Origin of the sequence: Thalassotalea litorea, from assembly GCF_043642205.1 — a bacterium.
In the GTDB taxonomy this organism is placed as follows: Bacteria; Pseudomonadota; Gammaproteobacteria; order Enterobacterales; family Alteromonadaceae; genus Thalassotalea_A; species Thalassotalea_A litorea.
This window is the reverse complement of the sequence record NZ_JBHZSG010000007.1, coordinates 78,636-95,044: the sequence shown is the minus strand read 5'-3', so window position 1 is coordinate 95,044 and position 16,409 is coordinate 78,636. Positions and strand designations below refer to the sequence as shown.

Below are 16,409 nucleotides of genomic sequence, written 5' to 3'. Positions count from 1 at the left end.
TCAGGAATCAGACATGGATTTTTTTCAACGTCAGCAACAACACCTTTATGCAGAACAATGCCCGGTAGCCGATTTAGCTAAGCAATATGGTACGCCTTTGTACGTATACTCGAAAGCGACCATTGAACGTCATTATCGTGCTTTTGCTGATGCCAATAAATCTGCAGGTTTAGATCACCTGATTTGCTATGCCGTAAAAGCCAGCTCAAATATCGGCATTTTAAATCTATTGGCTCGAATGGGCAGTGGTTTTGATATTGTCTCTGGTGGTGAACTGGCGCGGGTGTTAAAAGCCGGTGGCGATGCCAGCAAAGTGGTTTTTTCTGGTGTCGGTAAAACCAGTGATGAGATTCGATATGCCCTGCAAGCGGGTATTCATTGTTTTAACGTCGAATCGGAAGCTGAAATTGCCCGCATCCATGCGGTGGCTGAATCGATGCAAACCAAAGCGCCGATTTCATTGCGAGTTAACCCGGATGTCGATGCCGGAACGCATCCCTATATTTCAACAGGATTGAAAGATAATAAATTTGGTGTGCCAGTCAAAGAGGCTCTGCGTATTTATCAATTAGCGGCGCAATTGCCGTATTTGGATATACAAGGGGTAGATTGCCACATCGGTTCCCAGTTGACCGAAATTAAGCCATTTCTCGACGCCTTAGATCGGGTGTTATTGCTCGTTGATAATCTGGCGGAACATGGCATAAAACTCTCGCATATCGATGTTGGAGGTGGCCTTGGCGTTGACTATCAGGGCGAACATCCACCAAGCCCTTCGGAGTACGTGGCGGCCTTGGCGACTAAACTTAAAGATCGTGACATTAAAGTCGTTTACGAACCGGGACGAGCAATAATGGCCAATGCCGGTATTCTGGTGACCGAAGTCGAGTTTTTAAAAACCAACGAAGACAAGCATTTTGCCATTGTCGATGCGGCGATGAACGATTTAATCCGCCCAGCGTTATATCAGGCATGGCAGGAAATCGTCGAAGTTGAACAAAACCCAAACACGCCAACACAAACATATGATGTGGTTGGCCCGGTATGTGAAACCGGAGATTTTATCGGCAAGGATCGCGCTCTGGCGATTATGGCTGGCGATTTACTGGCGGTTCGCAGCGCCGGTGCATATGGTTTTACCATGAGTTCGAATTACAATTCCCGTCCTCGCGCTGCCGAGGTGATGGTCGACGGTGAACACAGTTTTGTGATCCGCGAACGGGAATCGTTTAACGATTTAATCAAAGGCGAACATTGCCTGCCTTAACGGGCCGACTATGAAGGAATTGGCAAGTTGAGACACAATAAGCAAAATATGGTGAATTTTTCGAAAATGCATGGCCTGGGCAATGACTTTATGGTCTTAGATAATGTCACCCAAAATGTATTTCTCTCCAATGACCAAATACGTGAATTCGCCGATCGTAATTTTGGTATCGGTTTTGACCAGTTATTGGTGGTGGAGCCTCCTTATGATCCGGATTTAGATTTTCATTATCGGATATTTAATGCCGACGGCAGTGAAGTGAGTCAATGTGGCAATGGTGCGCGTTGTTTTGCCCGCTTTGTGCGGATGAAAGGCCTGACCAATAAAAACAAGATTAAGGTCTCTACGTCTTCAGGAAAGATGACCCTGCATGTCGAACGTGACGGTCTGGTAACCGTTTCGATGCCAGTACCAAATTTAGAGCCAGCAAAAATTCCATTTACCGCACAAAAACAGGAAGGTACCTACATCCTTCGCACCGATGAACAAACCGTATTTTGCGGCGCGGTATCCATGGGCAATCCTCACTGTGTTCTGGAAGTCGATTCCGTTGCCGACGCTCCCGTCGCGACGTTAGGCAAAGCGTTATCCGAGCATGAACGTTTTCCCGAACATGCCAATGTTGGCTTTATGGAAATTCAATCTCCAAAATACGTTAAGTTGCGCGTATACGAACGTGGCGCGGCAGAAACCTTAGCCTGTGGCAGTGGCGCCTGCGCCGCTGTTGTTATCGGCGTTATTCAGGAAAAACTGGCCAATAATGTCACCGTTGAGCTACCGGGCGGTAAATTGAAGATTTACTGGAAAGGACCGGGACATCCGGTAAAAATGACCGGCCCGGCTAAGCATGTTTTTGATGGAACCTTAGCGTTATGAGCCAGACACCGATCACGTTTGATGTCACCCAGCTGGACGATGAATTAGTCCTGGAATTCCTGCAATCGGATCACAATTTTTTTGCCCGCCATCCGGAGTTGTTAACTGCCTTGCCATTACAGGATGAAAGGCGTGGCACCATTTCACTGGTTGAGCGACAGCAGCAATTATTGCGTCAAAAAGTGCAATTGCTGGAAGAGGAAATCACCCAATTGCTAACGGTTGCGAATCAAAATGATCGTCTGTTAACGATTTTTAATGATTTATACTTAAATCTCATCGGGGCAGAGCAATTCTCGGTATTTTGCGATTACCTGCAAGAGACGACAAAAAGACTGCTTGAGTTGAGCGATATTCGGTTGGTGTTATACAAAACCGAATTCAACGCAAAGCACAGCCTGAGTCATGATATTTTGATCGACGATATTCCGATTGTGCAATATGCCGATAAATTTGGTAGCGACAACTATTTTTTTGGTCGGTTAACAGCGGCCCAGCAGGCGTTTCTGTTTCCCGATGAAGAAACCGGGTCCAGCTGTCTGGTCCGGTTACAGCACCAGGGGCGTGACATGGGATTTATCGCGTTTTTCGCAAAAGATGTCGAGCATTTTTATCCGGGAATCGACACCTTATTACTGGAACAGTTTCGCCATTTAGTGGCTAAACTGATTATGACTAAATTTAACACCTGCAAATAATTGTGCGCTTTTATCGACGTTTACAACCCTTTACCGCCCTGAGTTTTGATCTGGATGATACCCTTTATGATAATCATCCGGTGATAACCCGCGCCGAAAAAGCACTGCGCCAACATTTGCAGACACTGCTACCAAAAACCGTAGAACTACCGGTCAATTTTTGGTGGCAACAACGTCGAACCATCCTGCAACAACACCCCCAACTACGTCATGATGTTACCGCCCTGCGACTGGCAACATTAACGTTAGGCCTGACTGAACTTGGATTTTCACCAGCGCTTGCCCAACAAAAAGCGCAAGATGCATTTGCATTTTTTCTGCGTCACCGAAATAACCTTAACGTTGCAAAGCCAGTGATTACCCTGCTAGAGCAACTGGCGCAAAAATTTCCGTTAGTGGCCATTTCCAATGGCAATGTCAGCGTCGATGATATTGGTATTCGTCACTGTTTTACGCAGACCTATTTCGCTGGTGGTGGTAATTTGCAAAAACCAGAACAGGATATGTTCCATCAAGCCTGCGATCACCTTGGTATTTTGTCTTCGCAGCTATTGCACGTTGGTGATTGCACTCACGCCGATATTTTTGGTGCTATGCGCGCTGGCTGTCAGACCGCCTGGGTCAATAACCAAGCGTTTGCCATTACCAAAAAGCCCCTCAACGTTTTGCCAACAATGCAGCTTGATAATGTTGAGCAATTAGGACATTTTATTTAGCTAATAATCCAATAATAAGAATATTCCCAGGGAGGGATAATGCGATATTTACAAAAATTGGCACCTCGAATCATGGCATTTTTGGTTGCTTTTTCCGGGGCAATTTACGCTAATGCAACGGTACTCCCGGTCGAAGCCTTTGCCAGTAAACCCGATGTTAGCAGCGTGGATCTTTCCCCAAATGGCGATTTTATCGCGTCCATAGTCAATATTGGCGGCGAGCATAAAGGCGCCATAGTGAATGTTTTTAATGTAAATACCGGGGAAGAGAGTCACCATTTATTTACCGACAATTCTAAATTTGTCTTGTTAGGTCTAGATTGGGCCAATGATGAAACGCTTCTGGTAACGGCCAAATTTCCAAAACGTTATGGCACTCATCAAGTTACCGAAACCCGTTTGCTACAACTAAACGTTACCAGTGGAAAAACCAATAATGTCATTCCCAGAGCGCTGTATGAAAAGCTGCGTTATATTCCACAACTGCAAGCAGGAATTGTTGATATCTTGCCTGCGGAAAAAGACTACATACTGTTGCAATTGGCCGGCATGCGTGAAGATGTCGCTCCCTCCGTTTATAAAATAAAGCTCAGAGGCAAAGGGGTAGGTAAATTTAAAGTGGCCCAGGGCGCTAAAGCCGGGGTATATGATTGGCGCACGGATCAACAACACAATATTCGATTGGCAATACGTCGAATTGACGGCAATGTCGAAGTTTTAGAGCAACATCCACAACGGGATGGTTTTAGGGTTTTGTGGAAATTTGAAACCCTTAGTGAAGATGTTGTCTGGCCGCTAGGCTTTGATGTGGAACCCAATGTGCTTTTTGTTAAAGCTTACCACCAGGATAAACTCGCTCTGTTTAAAGTCGATCTCAACGACAAAGAACTTTCTAAAGAGTTAGTTTACGCCAAAGAAAATTCGGATGTTTCAGGTGCTTTGCGCCGCGACGCTGCAGGACGTGTAATTGGTGTAGGTAATCAATACTGGGGCGTTGATTTCGCCGATTTGAAAAAATCAGTCAATAAGACGTTAGCCGCTTACAAGAACTATTTGATTGACTTTAGTGCCGATAGTAATCGCTACATCGTGTTATCAAGTAGCGATGTTGAGCCAGGGCTTTATTATTTAGGCGATCGAAAAGCCAGAACCATGGAAGTGATAGGTGCTCGCTATAATCAACTTGACCCACAGCTTCTGGTTCAACGAAAAAAGATTGCTTATGACGCCCGGGATGGGTTGAAGATCACGGGCTATTTAACCTTACCGAAAGGCAACAATGGTGAAAATTTACCGACCATCGTTTTTCCACACGGTGGACCGATTAGCAAAGAAACAGCAGGGTTCGATTATTGGAGTCAGTTTTTAGCTAATCGAGGCTATGCTGTATTGCAAATGGATTTTAGGGGATCTGCTGGATACGGTTTTGATTTCATGTCCAAGGGTCTGGCCGGCTGGGGACAGGCGATGCAAGATGATGTAGAAGATGGGGCTCGTTGGTTAATTGAACAGAATATCGCTGATCCCAATCGCATCTGTATTTTGGGCGCTAGCTATGGTGGTTATGCTTCGCTTATGGGCGTAATTAAATCACCAGAGCTGTATCAATGCGCTGTAAGTTTTGCAGGAGTTTCAAACTTAGAAGCTTTAGTAAAGCAAAAGCAATACTTTACTAATTATAAAACCGTTCTCAAGCAAATAGGCGATGACTTTGAGCAGCTCTGGGATGTCTCACCTTTGAAGCATTCCAAGAAGATAAACGTACCGGTACTATTGATTCATGGCAAGCGAGACTCCAGAGTCCCGTTCCGACAATCTGAAGCGATGTTTGAACAACTCAATGACGACGGAAAACAGGTGACGTTTATTAGCCTCGAAGGGGGCGATCACAATTTGAGTAATACCGAAAACCGACTAAAAACCTTTATTGAAATTGAACGTTTTCTCGCGGTGCATATCGGCAGTCAATTTACAGAGCATGGCGCAGGTAATTAACCAATTACCTGTCAGAATATCGCATCAATAAGTCGTTTTCTTGAGTGTTCTGATTCAAAGTACACATTAAGACTGCATACTATCCCCGTATTACGGGGATTTATCGGTGAAAGCTGGTATTAAAGTCTCATTCATGATTACACTTAGAGCCAAGTTTTCATCAATATAAATAAAAACCTTATGCGATTACCTTCTTTGATTTTTGCCATTATCAGTGTGTCGTTTGTGACATCGGCAATGGCCTCTTCGTCTAAAACCAGCGACACCTTACCCCGCGCTCAGCAGTCTGATCACCATGTGGTGACTAAACACGAAACCAAAATTAACGGTGAGCGAATTAAATATTCGGCAACCACAGGTACACAGCCTTTGTGGGATGAGCAGGATGAAGAAATAGCAGCCATTCATTACACCTACTACCAACGCACGGACGTCAAAAACAGCAGCACTCGCCCATTACTCATCTCCTTTAATGGTGGCCCTGGCTCAGCATCGGTATGGATGCATATTGCTTATACCGGTCCCAAAGTGATTCATATCGATGACGAAGGTTATCCTCTGCAACCATACGGCGTGAAAACCAATCCTTATTCCGTATTGGACGTTGCCGATATTGTTTTCGTGAATCCAGTGAATACGGGCTATTCACGCATGCTAAAAAACAAAGACGGTAAATTTCCAAGTAAAGATAAACAGCAAAAGATGTTTTTTGGCGTGAATGCCGATGTTAAATATCTGGCTGAATGGTTAAACACCTTTGTTACCCGCCAGCAGCGGTGGCGTTCACCCAAGTATCTGATTGGTGAAAGTTATGGCACGACCCGAGTTTCGGCCTTATCTTTAGCATTACAGAATCAGCAGTGGATGTACTTAAATGGCGTGGTTCTGGTATCGCCTACCGATATTGGTATTGAACGCGAAGGCCCGGTAAAAGCGGCCAATCGTTTACCCTATTTCGCTGCCACGGCCTGGTATCACAACGCGTTAAGTGATGACCTGCAGGCAATGGATTTACTGGAAGTCCTAGAACTTGCTGAAAATTACGCGATTAATGACTATTTGCCAGCGTTAGCTCAAGGCGCATTTTTAAATAACGACAAGCGTTCTGACGTTGCGGAAAAAGTCGCGTATTTTTCCGGGTTAAGTAAACAGCAGGTATTACAGAATAATCTTGATATCGACACCAGTTACTTTTGGAAAATGGTGCTTAATGACCGTGGTCAAACCGTTGGCCGTCTTGATTCTCGCTATTTAGGGATAGATAAAAAGGAATCCGGTTCTCGCCCAGATTACTGGCCAGAGCTAACATCCTGGTTGCACTCTTTCACGCCAGCGATCAATTACTATTTCAGTGAAGAGTTAAATTATAAAACCGACGTCAAATACAATATGTTCGGCCCGGTACATCCATGGGATCGCAACAATAACAATGCGGGCGAAAACCTGCGTTTAGCGATGGCTCAAAACCCATACCTGAATGTATTGATCCAAAGCGGTTACTATGACGGCGCCACGAACTATTTCGATGGTAAATACAATATGTGGCAGTTAGATCCCAGCGGTAAAATGCGAGACCGTTTAAGCTTTAAAGGCTATCGTTCCGGTCACATGATGTATCTGCGCCATGAAGATTTAAAGCAGTCCAATGACGATTTACGGGAATTTATCCTCAACTCAATACCAGCTAAGGATGAAGCTGCGAAGTACTAATTAAGAAACGGTGCTAACGCACCGTTTCTGTTATAAGAAGACTGTCGTCGAGGGATAAAATGTTCTCGTTGTCACATTTTGGGTTACGGCCAAGGACGGCCGGTATGCAGAAAATGCACAAGCACATGGAAGTGAGCAGGCAAACGCCATAACAATCTGTTTTTAATGCTTTAATTTCTTATTGCTAGTAAGTAACATGGTGTACTTCTTTGCATGAATTTTCACGGATCATTAAAGAGAATTGCAATGAATATCAGTGTTAACCCGTCACCATACACCTTACTTTTCACCGCTGTTGTTGCCGCACCATTGATTCTCAGGGTCACTACAAACAGAATCGATTTGGCCTGTTTAATAGGAAAGTACTGTGAGCTTAGTTAGCAACGGAACGCTTTTAGCTGTGGCGTTATCCTTGTTTGGAACCTTGTCGGCGCAAGAGCACACCGCCACATCTTTAGCGCAGATGGCACAGCCTCTTTACGATTGGGAGTCAAAGATACAATATCGCACTCTGGCTAACGGCCTGCAGTTGCGCTTATTGTCGTTACCAGACACTCAGAGTGTTTCCATCGCTAGTCAGTTTGAAGTTGGATCAAGGGATGAACGGGCGAATGAGCGAGGTTATGCGCACTTATTTGAGCATATGCTGTTTAAGGGCAGTGAGCACGCGCCGGGTGATACCTATATACAAACCATCGGTGCTTACGCTGGGCGTTTTAATGCCACAACGTCATTTGATTACACTAACTTTTATCTAACTTTACCTGCAGAAGCGCTGGAATTAGGACTGGTGTTGGATGCAGACCGCTTTCAACGACCGGTGCTAAGCGAGGCAAGTGTGAACAGCGAAATCGGCACCGTATTGCAAGAGATGGCGCAAACCGTCGATATGCAACCTTATGTGCGCCCCGCGATGGAGCATCTGCTGACATTAGTGGCGGGAACTCCATATGGTCACCCCATTATCGGTGTAAGAGAAGATCTACTGGCCGCCACCCCGGATAGCCTTACCGAGTTTCATCGCCAGCATTATCGCCCTGAGACTATGCAACTAAGTCTGGTAGGCGCGCTGCAAAGTGATACATTAACTTGGGTGGAACGTGAGTTTGCCTCCTGGAACAATACTACACCAGCTCTGCTTAAAAACATTCAACCCCTTACCATCGAGCGTGGTGAATACCATGGTTCAATTACCGATACTCGTGGTCCCTGGCCAGTATTATTGCTTGGCTGGCATACCGTACCCAGCAGCCACTCGGACGCAGCAGCCATCGCTTTACTGGAGCGTTACCTGGTGCAAGATTCTGCCAGCCTGATTAAGCAAACTCGGTTGTCTGATCCCGATCAGTTAATGGTTGTTTCATATCCTCTGAGGGCGGAATTGCATGGTCTGACCGCGTTAGCCCTAGTACCCCGCGCTCGGGCGTCATTAGATCGTCTGGCGCATAATGTGAAAGTTTTGATAGACGACCTGGCGCAAACACCAATGAATGAGATACAGCTTAATCGGCTCAAGGTTAACTGGCTGAACAAGCAACTTAATCTTCTGAATAATCCTCAGGCTTTGGCTATTTCTTTATCAGCAACCTCAAAGCGGGATACTTTAACACCTTTAACGGGTCCCTGGGCTCGGATTGAGAAGGTGACGCCGGAGCAAATTCAACGAGTCGCCCAGGACTATTTTAAGGCGGGGACTTTGCGGCTGGACCTGCAGCCGCCCTGGTACAAGCGTTGGGGTAAGCAGGTCCTCGAGTGGTTGCCCGACTCCTGGGCCGATAGCCTCGAGGCAAAATTTCTATGAAAAATCGTTTTGTTACCGCGTTATTGGTCGCGATAAATTTGGGGCTAAGTGGTTGCCAACACGCAAGCATTAACTTCACCGAGGTGCAAGCTCCAACCCTACCTGAGTTTACATCTAACAATCTGCCTCATGTGGCTCCTCTGGCACCAACATTAGTACCCAGCCCAGAGATTACAATGCTTGCCTCCGGTCACCACTGGCATCGTTTTGCCGCAAACAATGATGGTCAGCAGAAATGGGTGTTGGTTGGGCTTAGCCCGGATAAACCACTGAAAGAGGAAGCACTGTTGCGGGGGCTGTTTCAGCTGCGCTCGTTGGCTTTGCAGAGTGATTATTCGTTGCCTTGCAGCGCTGGATTGGGAGGGCGCACTGGTCGGCATATTTTGGAGCTGAGCATGAATTGCCCGACCGCGGTTTCCCCACAAAAGATAGTCGCTAGTTTATTGGGATTTTTGCGGGCAGAGGGTTATGCCGATTTAGATCTTCGTGAAGTGCAGCGCCAGCAGGGCCTTCAACGTCAGTTTGAGGCTGTCACTGGCAGCGAAATTGATCGGGTTTGGGAAAAAACAGTGTTAGGGGAGAATCACCCTTATTTGACCAGCCAAGAGGATCCGGAACTTATCAAAGGACTAGATCAAGCTGTTGTGACACAACTTTTGGAAAAACTGGTCGCAGATAATCAATGGTTATTGATTAGCTATGGTAGCACGGCAGAATCGCAGGAACTGGCAGGCACTATGTCATGGTTGCCGCAGCCACAGCCACAACCCTCGAGTACAGTTGCCAGCGAGCCTGAATCTGGTGACGGAGAAATCTTGTTAATCGATGCTCCGGGTGCCATGCAGACTCAGGTCAGAATCGGCTATCGGTTACTACAAGACGAAGATTCAACTCCAGAGGCTTGCCGAAGTTTTGCCAGTTGGTTAGCTAGAGGATTTAGTGGTCGCCTTTTTTACGATCTTCGGGTGGTTAGGGGCCTGACTTACGGAGTTAGTGGTTACTGTGGTGACAATCCTCTTTCTACAGTTTTGAGGTTCTCCGCCAGTACAGGTGTCGAGCATACCGGCGCTTTCGTCAAAGGTGTGTTGGATCACCTGGAACTGGCACGGCAATCACCGATGTCCAAGGCAGAGTTTGATGCGTTGCAACAATATCTGCAAAGTCAGGAGCGTCTGCGTTACGCCTCAGCTTACTCGGCACACGGGGCCTACGTGCAGGATCTACTGAAAACTCATATACCCCTTAGCCAATGGTTAGCTGCGCAAAGTCCTAGTAGCTTGCAAGGTGAAGCTGCGACACTGTTTTCTCGTAAACCGTTAATCGTATTGCGCGGTGATCGCTCGGTGATTCTTTCGGATTTACAGGAGAAGTTACCAGATTGGCCGGTACGCGAGATTAGTCCTTGATTTCTTGGCGACATATCCGATTATCGCTTGCGATACGTACTAAGGAAGGTTAAATCAAGTTTGGAATGACGCAGGGTTTTTGGTTTTTCCTGAAACCTGCCACCCTCTACCGAGAGTGCGCTCCAGTTTACGCTCTTAAGGATTTTTAACGTCCGCTTTGACATACCGGCCATTAAACAAGACTTGCCACTTGCCATCAATATCCCGTTGCGCCCAAATTTGGCGAACATCGCCATTGTCCAGCGCCTGCCAGCTAATTTTTTGCTCAACTGCCTTGCCATCTTTGTCGATAACTTCGCCCATTAATACCATCACGCCATCGACAAACTTACCCTCAAGTTGCAATAGCAAACCGGAATTATCCACCCAGGTCTGGTGCCAACTTTGTGTCTGCGCATTAAAAATATTCAGACTTTTACCACGAAAGCCATTCGCTGTTTGGTACTCCTCAAGAATACTGCAACCGCCAAGAATTTTACTGATTTTACTCATTGATGCGGCATTACTACTGTTAGCGGCGCCCGTAGTTTCATTGATGACCTGCCAATTACCCAACCAAAAATCAAACTGACGGAATTCGTCTGTACTGCACTTGCTATTGGCCATCGCCGGCCAGGCAAAAGTCGCAACGATCAACGCTAACAGGCGTATTTGTTTATTTCTTTTCATACGGTTCACTATTAACTGATATAAAACAATACATTAAAACAACAAGATTAGTTTCTTGAGAGCCAACACTCAACTTTTTGATTAAACAACGGGTTTGTTGGGCTTTCTCCTCGTCAGCCGTTATAATAGCCAGCATTTGTGTGACCACAGCGTTTAGCGGACTTTATGAAATACAAAGATTTACGCGACTTTATTAACAAACTGGAAGAACAAGGCCAGTTAAAGCGCATTCGCCAGCCAATTTCTACCGATTTGGTAATGACGGAAATCAGTGACAGAACCCTGAAAGCCAAGGGACCGGCGTTGTTGTTTGAAAACCCTATAGGCCACGATATGCCGGTTCTCACCAACTTGTTCGGTACACCTGAGCGGGTTGCTATGGCGATGGGCCAGGACAACGTCGAGGCACTGCGTGATGTCGGCAAACTGTTAGCCATGCTCAAAGAGCCAGAGCCGCCCAAAGGGTTTAAAGATGCCATCGACAAGATGCCAATCTTCAAACAAGTTTTAAATATGCCCGCTAAACGATTAAAAAAGGCTCCTTGTCAGGACTTTGTCATCAGCGGCGATGATGTAGATTTATCCAAACTACCGATTCAGCGTTGCTGGCCAGGCGATGTAGCTCCCCTTATTACCTGGGGCTTAACGGTTACCCGTGGGCCAGAGAAAGAACGCCAGAATCTCGGCATCTATCGGCAACAATTGCTCGGTCCCAATAAAGTCATCATGCGTTGGCTATCACACCGCGGCGGCGCGTTAGATTTTCAGGAATTTAAACAACGTCATCCCGGCGAGAAGTTTCCTGTATCCGTTGCACTAGGCGCCGATCCAGCAACCATCTTAGGTGCCGTAACGCCAGTACCAGACTCTTTATCTGAGTATGCCTTTGCGGGTCTGTTACGCGGCAGTAAAACCGAAGTGGTTAAATGTGTTAGCAATGATCTGGAAGTGCCAGCTTCGGCAGAGATTGTGCTTGAAGGTTATATCGATCCAGATGAAATGGCTCCAGAAGGACCTTATGGGGATCATACTGGTTATTACAATGAAGTGGATGACTTCCCGGTATTTACCGTGACTCATATCACTCATCGCAAAGAACCGATTTATCACAGCACCTATACTGGACGTCCACCGGATGAACCGGCGATTTTAGGCGTCGCGTTAAATGAAGTCTTTGTACCCTTGATTCAAAAACAGTTTCCTGAGATTGTTGATTTTTATCTTCCGCCGGAAGGTTGCTCCTATCGCATGGCGGTAGTCACTATGAAGAAGCAATATCCAGGGCATGCGAAACGGGTAATGATGGGCGTATGGTCGTTTCTGCGACAGTTTATGTACACCAAATTCGTCATTGTCTGTGATGACGATGTCGATGCCCGTAACTGGGAAGATGTGATTTGGGCAATGACAACCCGCATGGATCCGGCCAGAGATACCACATTGGTTGAGAATACTCCGATTGATTATCTCGACTTTGCCTCACCAGTATCCGGCTTAGGGTCGAAAATGGGCATGGATGCTACCAATAAGTGGCCGGGAGAAACCGACCGGGAATGGGGCACGCCAATTATCATGGACCAAGACGTTATCGATGAGGTCGATGCACTTTGGGATGATCTGGCGATCAGCGAGTAAATCGAAAAATGCGCGACACTGATGGCAAGATAATGATCGGTGTGGATAGGTTGGCTTACCAATACGTTTGCTAAACCGCGCAAAAATTTTTCTGAGTAAATTATCTGGGCTAGGCTTATAGCAAATCTAAACCGAATACCTGGGTATCGGGCATTGTTAGGATTGACTGGCCAAAACATGTTAAATGAGAAGCAAATTAGAAATGAACACCATTAGCTGTAACGTTCACTCCATCACGCCGTTGACGGCACACGTATACCAAATATTGTTAAAACCTGAACAGGCATGTGACTTTAACGCCGGTCAATATCTGAATTTCGTGATGAGTGAAGATGATAAGCGCCCTTTCTCCATCGCCAGCAGCCCGGGTGATGAATTGATCGAGTTGCAAATTGGGGCATTTGCCGCCGACGGCTGGGCAATGCAGGTTATTGACCATGTAAAAGCCAATGAAACCGTGACTGTGGAAATGCCCGCTGGTAATGCGCATTTGCGCGAAGAAAGCCATCGCCCCGTCATTTTACTGGCCGGCGGTACTGGTTTTTCTTACATAAAATCGATCCTGGGTCAGTTAGTGAAATCACAAACCGAGCGTCCGGTTTGGGTCTACTGGGGTCTTCGTGATGAATCTGCCTGTTATCAATTAGCTGAAACCAAAGCGCTGGTTAATCAATTACCTCGCGCTAAGTTTTTCCCCATCGTTGAGACGGCTACGGCTAACTGGAAAGGTCGGGTAGGTAAAGTACACGAACCACTGATGGAAGATATTTTTTCACTAGAGCCTTACGATATTTATCTTGCCGGCCGATTCGATATGGTGGGTTTTTTACGGGACGAATTCATCAAAAAAGGCGCTGCAGTAGAACACATGTATGCCGATGCATTCGCGTTTATAAAATAATTTCCACGTCCGTTCCAAATTGCATACAAACAAAGAGCTCAGGGTTATTTGTCCTGAGCTTTTTCATTTCGAGCGCAACATTATTCCGCCTTTTTCATTGCTTTTGCATTTCTCCCGAGTATTCTGGTTAGAAAGTGCTGAAATGGAATGACCATGAATATCGATATAACCATACCGGAGTTTGACGATAAAAAAGAACAGGCAAGAGTGATTGATATTTATGTCGAGCAAGGTATGCAGGTCAGTGCACAGGACATTCTTTTTATTGTTGAAACCGATTCGGTAGTTTTAGAAGTAACGACTCCCGAAAGCGGAACCATTGCCAATATGCTAATTGAATCAGGTGAAGCGGTAGTCTGCGGCCAATTGGTCATGCAAGTCCAAATACCCGACGATAAAGGCAAACAGGAACTCAGTGAAGAAATTATCGCTGCCTCTGTCGTCAACAAAGATAGTTCGAATGACGCACCGACACCTCTCCAGCAAGCCCTTATCATTGATGCCGACCTACCAACGCCGGAGGTAAGCAAAGACAACCCACCACAATCAGTTAATGCTATTGAGCCTACAACGCATGAGACAACCGCGATAGAATACAGCACCGATGCAACAAACGAGCACAGCCAGCCCTGTGCGATGGTAAATCAGCATAATGAACCTCAGCAACGCTTTACGTTGTTACAGGTGATCCTTTTGCTCAGTATCATTTGCGGATTAGGTTTATTGATCAGTATGCTTTAGCGACACGTCACCGGTTTATATTTTTCCCTGACAATAATCTCTTTCAGAGAATTGATTTTGAGAAATACAATGGGGTTCGTTATCGCCTCTCCCGGCAAACATTCTCCCGATGTATCGTGTAATACGCTAAATTTTGTATACACGACAATATGATGGTCAAACTCTAATACCCTGTTTATTTTTAGTCCATAACCGGTATTGGGGCGGTTGCCCATATCAATCATCAGCACCTGTGACTGGGAGAAATTTACATCAACTATCTCTTCATTCGTGTGTTTTACGACCGCATCGGTATAGGCGTTCCAATCGCGGATCACCATAATCGTTTTACTGGCAAAACTATCAGCATCATGCTCGGATTCTTGATACAGCACTTGATAGGGAATGGCTCGCTTTGCGGCATAAGTTACTGGAGTCAGTAACGATAATATAGCGGACAGAATTAATATAAATCCATTTGTTGTTCGTTTCATAAGTACATCACACCTTCACTTATACCAATCCCATTAAATTATTGCTCACTCAGTGAGAATTTAAAGGCTTTTAGATAAGGCTTTGATTGCAGAGAATGGTTATTCCGCTCTCAAAAACAGCCAAAATCAGTAACGTAGTCCAAACGCCTTTAAAACTCACCCCAGAGCCTTTAATGTAAAGGCCCTGAAGGATTTAAGCCTAGTCTATCCAGGGTGTTTTTCCAGCGCAGCCAAGTACACATGCATTTAAGAAATTATGTTGCGACAACCCATATTGAGGTATCTTTAGCTAATCGAATCATGCAAACGCATTGATCTTATTACAAAACATGCAACAGACATGGCATAACAGGTTCTTATGAAAGCAATTCAACTTAACCAATTTACCGATAATTTTAATGAGCTAGAGCTTGTAGAAAAACAGATGCCGACGCCCGGCAAAGGGCAAGTGCTGGTAAAAATGTTCTACAGTGCGATAAACCCTAGCGACCTAAACTACATTCGCGGTGACTACCAGGTGGCGCTAAAACGACTGATTTGGAATAGAGCCAATCAGGATCATACGCCCTCATTTCAACCCAATGGGCACCACCCCCACCCTGAATTGCCTTATATTCCTGGTGGCGAAGGGGTCGGCATGGTTGTCGGAAGTGGCGGTGGAATATTGGCAAACCGGCTACAAGGAAAACGTGTATCTGTTTCTGCTGGGCCGCCGATGGGGACCTGGCAAGAATATACCATCGTTGACGCCAAAAAAGCGGTTGTAGTTCCGCAAACCATCGATGATCAACAAGCAGCGATGCTACTGATAAACCCACTCTCATCCTATGGCATGTTAACGGATGTCTTGAATGTTAAAAAGGGTCGCTGGTTACTGCAAAGTGGCGGGGCTTCGGCGTTGGCGAAAATGGTTATTCGCATGTCTGCGCAACTTGGGGTTAAAACCATCAACATTGTCAGACGCGATGCACAAATTGCAGGTTTACGAGAAATCGGCGCCGATGTCGTCATCTCTTTACAACAATGTTCTGACGACAGCGTTGTTGCGCATATCCAACAACAGGTGCATCAGGCCACGGCGGGCAAGGGAGTAGACTATGCTCTGGATTGCATCGGCGGGCAGATACTCGAAGCGATGTTGCCATGTTTAACCATACAAGGGCAAATGTTGCTTTACGGGACGTTGGCCAAAGCCGATGCGCAGGTATTTTCCCGGGATCTGATGATGCCATGTGCGAAAATCCATGGATTTTTTGCCGGTAACTGGCTGGCCCAAAAAAGCTTATTTGAAAAAATACGCCTGATGCGAGGAATGAAAAAAATGGCTTTGTCTGGCTGCTTCAACACACCGGTCGAATCCGTTTATGCTCTAGAAGATATTAGCGAAGCATTAACTGCGGCAACGACGTCTGGAAAATCAGGTAAAGTATTACTGAAATTTTGTTAGTGAATATTGAGTTGTAAAGCAATATGGCTCAACAAAAAGCCGCTCTAACGCGGCTTTTTGTGCGTATGTTGTTT

The 16,409-nt window shown here is 45.9% G+C and carries 14 protein-coding genes; 12 read left to right on the top strand and 2 right to left on the bottom strand.

Features of this window, described 5'->3' with window-relative positions:
• Positions 1-13 precede the first annotated feature (13 nt).
• The 8 genes from lysA to ACHUFQ_RS05680 all read left to right on the top strand — a co-directional run bounded on the left by lysA (position 14) and on the right by ACHUFQ_RS05680 (position 10,469).
• Positions 14-1,267 (top strand): diaminopimelate decarboxylase, encoded by a 1,254-nt coding sequence (gene lysA / locus ACHUFQ_RS05715; RefSeq protein ID WP_394173806.1) that lies wholly within the window; start codon positions 14-16, stop codon positions 1,265-1,267.
• A 48-nt stretch (positions 1,268-1,315) separates the two neighbouring features.
• The gene (gene dapF / locus ACHUFQ_RS05710) at positions 1,316-2,143 is read left to right on the top strand and encodes a diaminopimelate epimerase (RefSeq protein WP_394173909.1); all 828 of its coding nucleotides are present in this window, start codon (positions 1,316-1,318) and stop codon (positions 2,141-2,143) included.
• A complete protein-coding gene (locus ACHUFQ_RS05705; protein WP_394173804.1) occupies positions 2,140-2,841 on the top strand; it encodes a DUF484 family protein in 702 nt (233 codons plus the stop codon). The genes dapF and ACHUFQ_RS05705 overlap by 4 nt, the downstream gene beginning before the upstream one ends.
• Before the next feature lie 2 nt (positions 2,842-2,843).
• Complete coding sequence (locus tag ACHUFQ_RS05700) at positions 2,844-3,557, top strand: HAD-IA family hydrolase (RefSeq protein WP_394173802.1); 714 nt, start codon at positions 2,844-2,846, stop codon at positions 3,555-3,557.
• 39 nt (positions 3,558-3,596) lie between these two features.
• On the top strand, positions 3,597-5,552 hold the full coding sequence (locus tag ACHUFQ_RS05695; protein ID WP_394173801.1) for an alpha/beta hydrolase family protein: 1,956 nt from the start codon (positions 3,597-3,599) through the stop codon (positions 5,550-5,552).
• A gap of 237 nt (positions 5,553-5,789) precedes the next feature.
• Positions 5,790-7,262, top strand: a complete 1,473-nt coding sequence (locus ACHUFQ_RS05690; protein WP_394173907.1) for a S10 family peptidase — start codon at positions 5,790-5,792, stop codon at positions 7,260-7,262.
• A 367-nt stretch (positions 7,263-7,629) separates the two neighbouring features.
• Positions 7,630-9,063, top strand: a complete 1,434-nt coding sequence (locus tag ACHUFQ_RS05685) for a M16 family metallopeptidase (RefSeq protein ID WP_394173799.1) — start codon at positions 7,630-7,632, stop codon at positions 9,061-9,063.
• Positions 9,060-10,469: an insulinase family protein gene (locus ACHUFQ_RS05680; RefSeq protein ID WP_394173797.1), complete on the top strand. Its 1,410-nt coding sequence runs from the start codon at positions 9,060-9,062 to the stop codon at positions 10,467-10,469. The genes ACHUFQ_RS05685 and ACHUFQ_RS05680 overlap by 4 nt, the downstream gene beginning before the upstream one ends.
• Positions 10,470-10,604: 135 nt before the next feature.
• Here ACHUFQ_RS05680 and ACHUFQ_RS05675 read toward each other — a convergent pair whose 3' ends face one another.
• Positions 10,605-11,138 carry a hypothetical protein gene (locus ACHUFQ_RS05675; RefSeq protein WP_394173795.1) on the bottom strand — a complete coding sequence of 178 codons (534 nt, stop codon included), beginning with the start codon at positions 11,136-11,138 and terminating at the stop codon, positions 10,605-10,607.
• Between the two features lie 165 nt (positions 11,139-11,303).
• Between ACHUFQ_RS05675 and ubiD the strand changes: the two genes are divergently transcribed.
• From ubiD to ACHUFQ_RS05660, 3 genes are all read left to right on the top strand, one after another.
• The gene (gene ubiD / locus ACHUFQ_RS05670; RefSeq protein ID WP_394173793.1) at positions 11,304-12,773 is read left to right on the top strand and encodes a 4-hydroxy-3-polyprenylbenzoate decarboxylase; all 1,470 of its coding nucleotides are present in this window, start codon (positions 11,304-11,306) and stop codon (positions 12,771-12,773) included.
• A 202-nt stretch (positions 12,774-12,975) separates the two neighbouring features.
• Entirely contained in the window at positions 12,976-13,674 is a 699-nt protein-coding gene (gene fre / locus ACHUFQ_RS05665) for an NAD(P)H-flavin reductase (protein WP_394173791.1), read from the top strand.
• 153 nt (positions 13,675-13,827) lie between these two features.
• Positions 13,828-14,415, top strand: a complete 588-nt coding sequence (locus ACHUFQ_RS05660) for a biotin/lipoyl-containing protein (RefSeq protein WP_394173790.1) — start codon at positions 13,828-13,830, stop codon at positions 14,413-14,415.
• On the opposite strand, the gene ACHUFQ_RS05655 is transcribed toward ACHUFQ_RS05660, so the two are convergent.
• Complete coding sequence (locus ACHUFQ_RS05655) at positions 14,412-14,888, bottom strand: hypothetical protein (RefSeq protein WP_394173788.1); 477 nt, start codon at positions 14,886-14,888, stop codon at positions 14,412-14,414. The two genes, ACHUFQ_RS05660 and ACHUFQ_RS05655, sit on opposite strands and share 4 nt — an antisense overlap.
• Positions 14,889-15,246: 358 nt before the next feature.
• Between ACHUFQ_RS05655 and ACHUFQ_RS05650 the strand changes: the two genes are divergently transcribed.
• Positions 15,247-16,335, top strand: a complete 1,089-nt coding sequence (locus ACHUFQ_RS05650; RefSeq protein WP_394173786.1) for a zinc-dependent alcohol dehydrogenase family protein — start codon at positions 15,247-15,249, stop codon at positions 16,333-16,335.
• The last annotated feature ends 74 nt before the right edge of the window (positions 16,336-16,409 follow it).

What these genes read in the sequence shown, in the direction of transcription:
- ACHUFQ_RS05675 (WP_394173795.1), bottom strand. Translation starts at nt 11,138, where the DNA reads ATGAAAAGAAATAAACAAATACGCCTGTTAGCGTTGATCGTTGCGACT.
- ACHUFQ_RS05680 (WP_394173797.1), top strand. Translation starts at nt 9,060, where the DNA reads ATGAAAAATCGTTTTGTTACCGCGTTATTGGTCGCGATAAATTTGGGG.
- ubiD (WP_394173793.1), top strand. Translation starts at nt 11,304, where the DNA reads ATGAAATACAAAGATTTACGCGACTTTATTAACAAACTGGAAGAACAA.
- ACHUFQ_RS05650 (WP_394173786.1), top strand. Translation starts at nt 15,247, where the DNA reads ATGAAAGCAATTCAACTTAACCAATTTACCGATAATTTTAATGAGCTA.
- ACHUFQ_RS05695 (WP_394173801.1), top strand. Translation starts at nt 3,597, where the DNA reads ATGCGATATTTACAAAAATTGGCACCTCGAATCATGGCATTTTTGGTT.
- ACHUFQ_RS05660 (WP_394173790.1), top strand. Translation starts at nt 13,828, where the DNA reads ATGAATATCGATATAACCATACCGGAGTTTGACGATAAAAAAGAACAG.
- lysA (WP_394173806.1), top strand. Translation starts at nt 14, where the DNA reads ATGGATTTTTTTCAACGTCAGCAACAACACCTTTATGCAGAACAATGC.
- ACHUFQ_RS05655 (WP_394173788.1), bottom strand. Translation starts at nt 14,888, where the DNA reads ATGAAACGAACAACAAATGGATTTATATTAATTCTGTCCGCTATATTA.
- dapF (WP_394173909.1), top strand. Translation starts at nt 1,316, where the DNA reads ATGGTGAATTTTTCGAAAATGCATGGCCTGGGCAATGACTTTATGGTC.
- ACHUFQ_RS05690 (WP_394173907.1), top strand. Translation starts at nt 5,790, where the DNA reads ATGGCCTCTTCGTCTAAAACCAGCGACACCTTACCCCGCGCTCAGCAG.
- ACHUFQ_RS05705 (WP_394173804.1), top strand. Translation starts at nt 2,140, where the DNA reads ATGAGCCAGACACCGATCACGTTTGATGTCACCCAGCTGGACGATGAA.
- fre (WP_394173791.1), top strand. Translation starts at nt 12,976, where the DNA reads ATGAACACCATTAGCTGTAACGTTCACTCCATCACGCCGTTGACGGCA.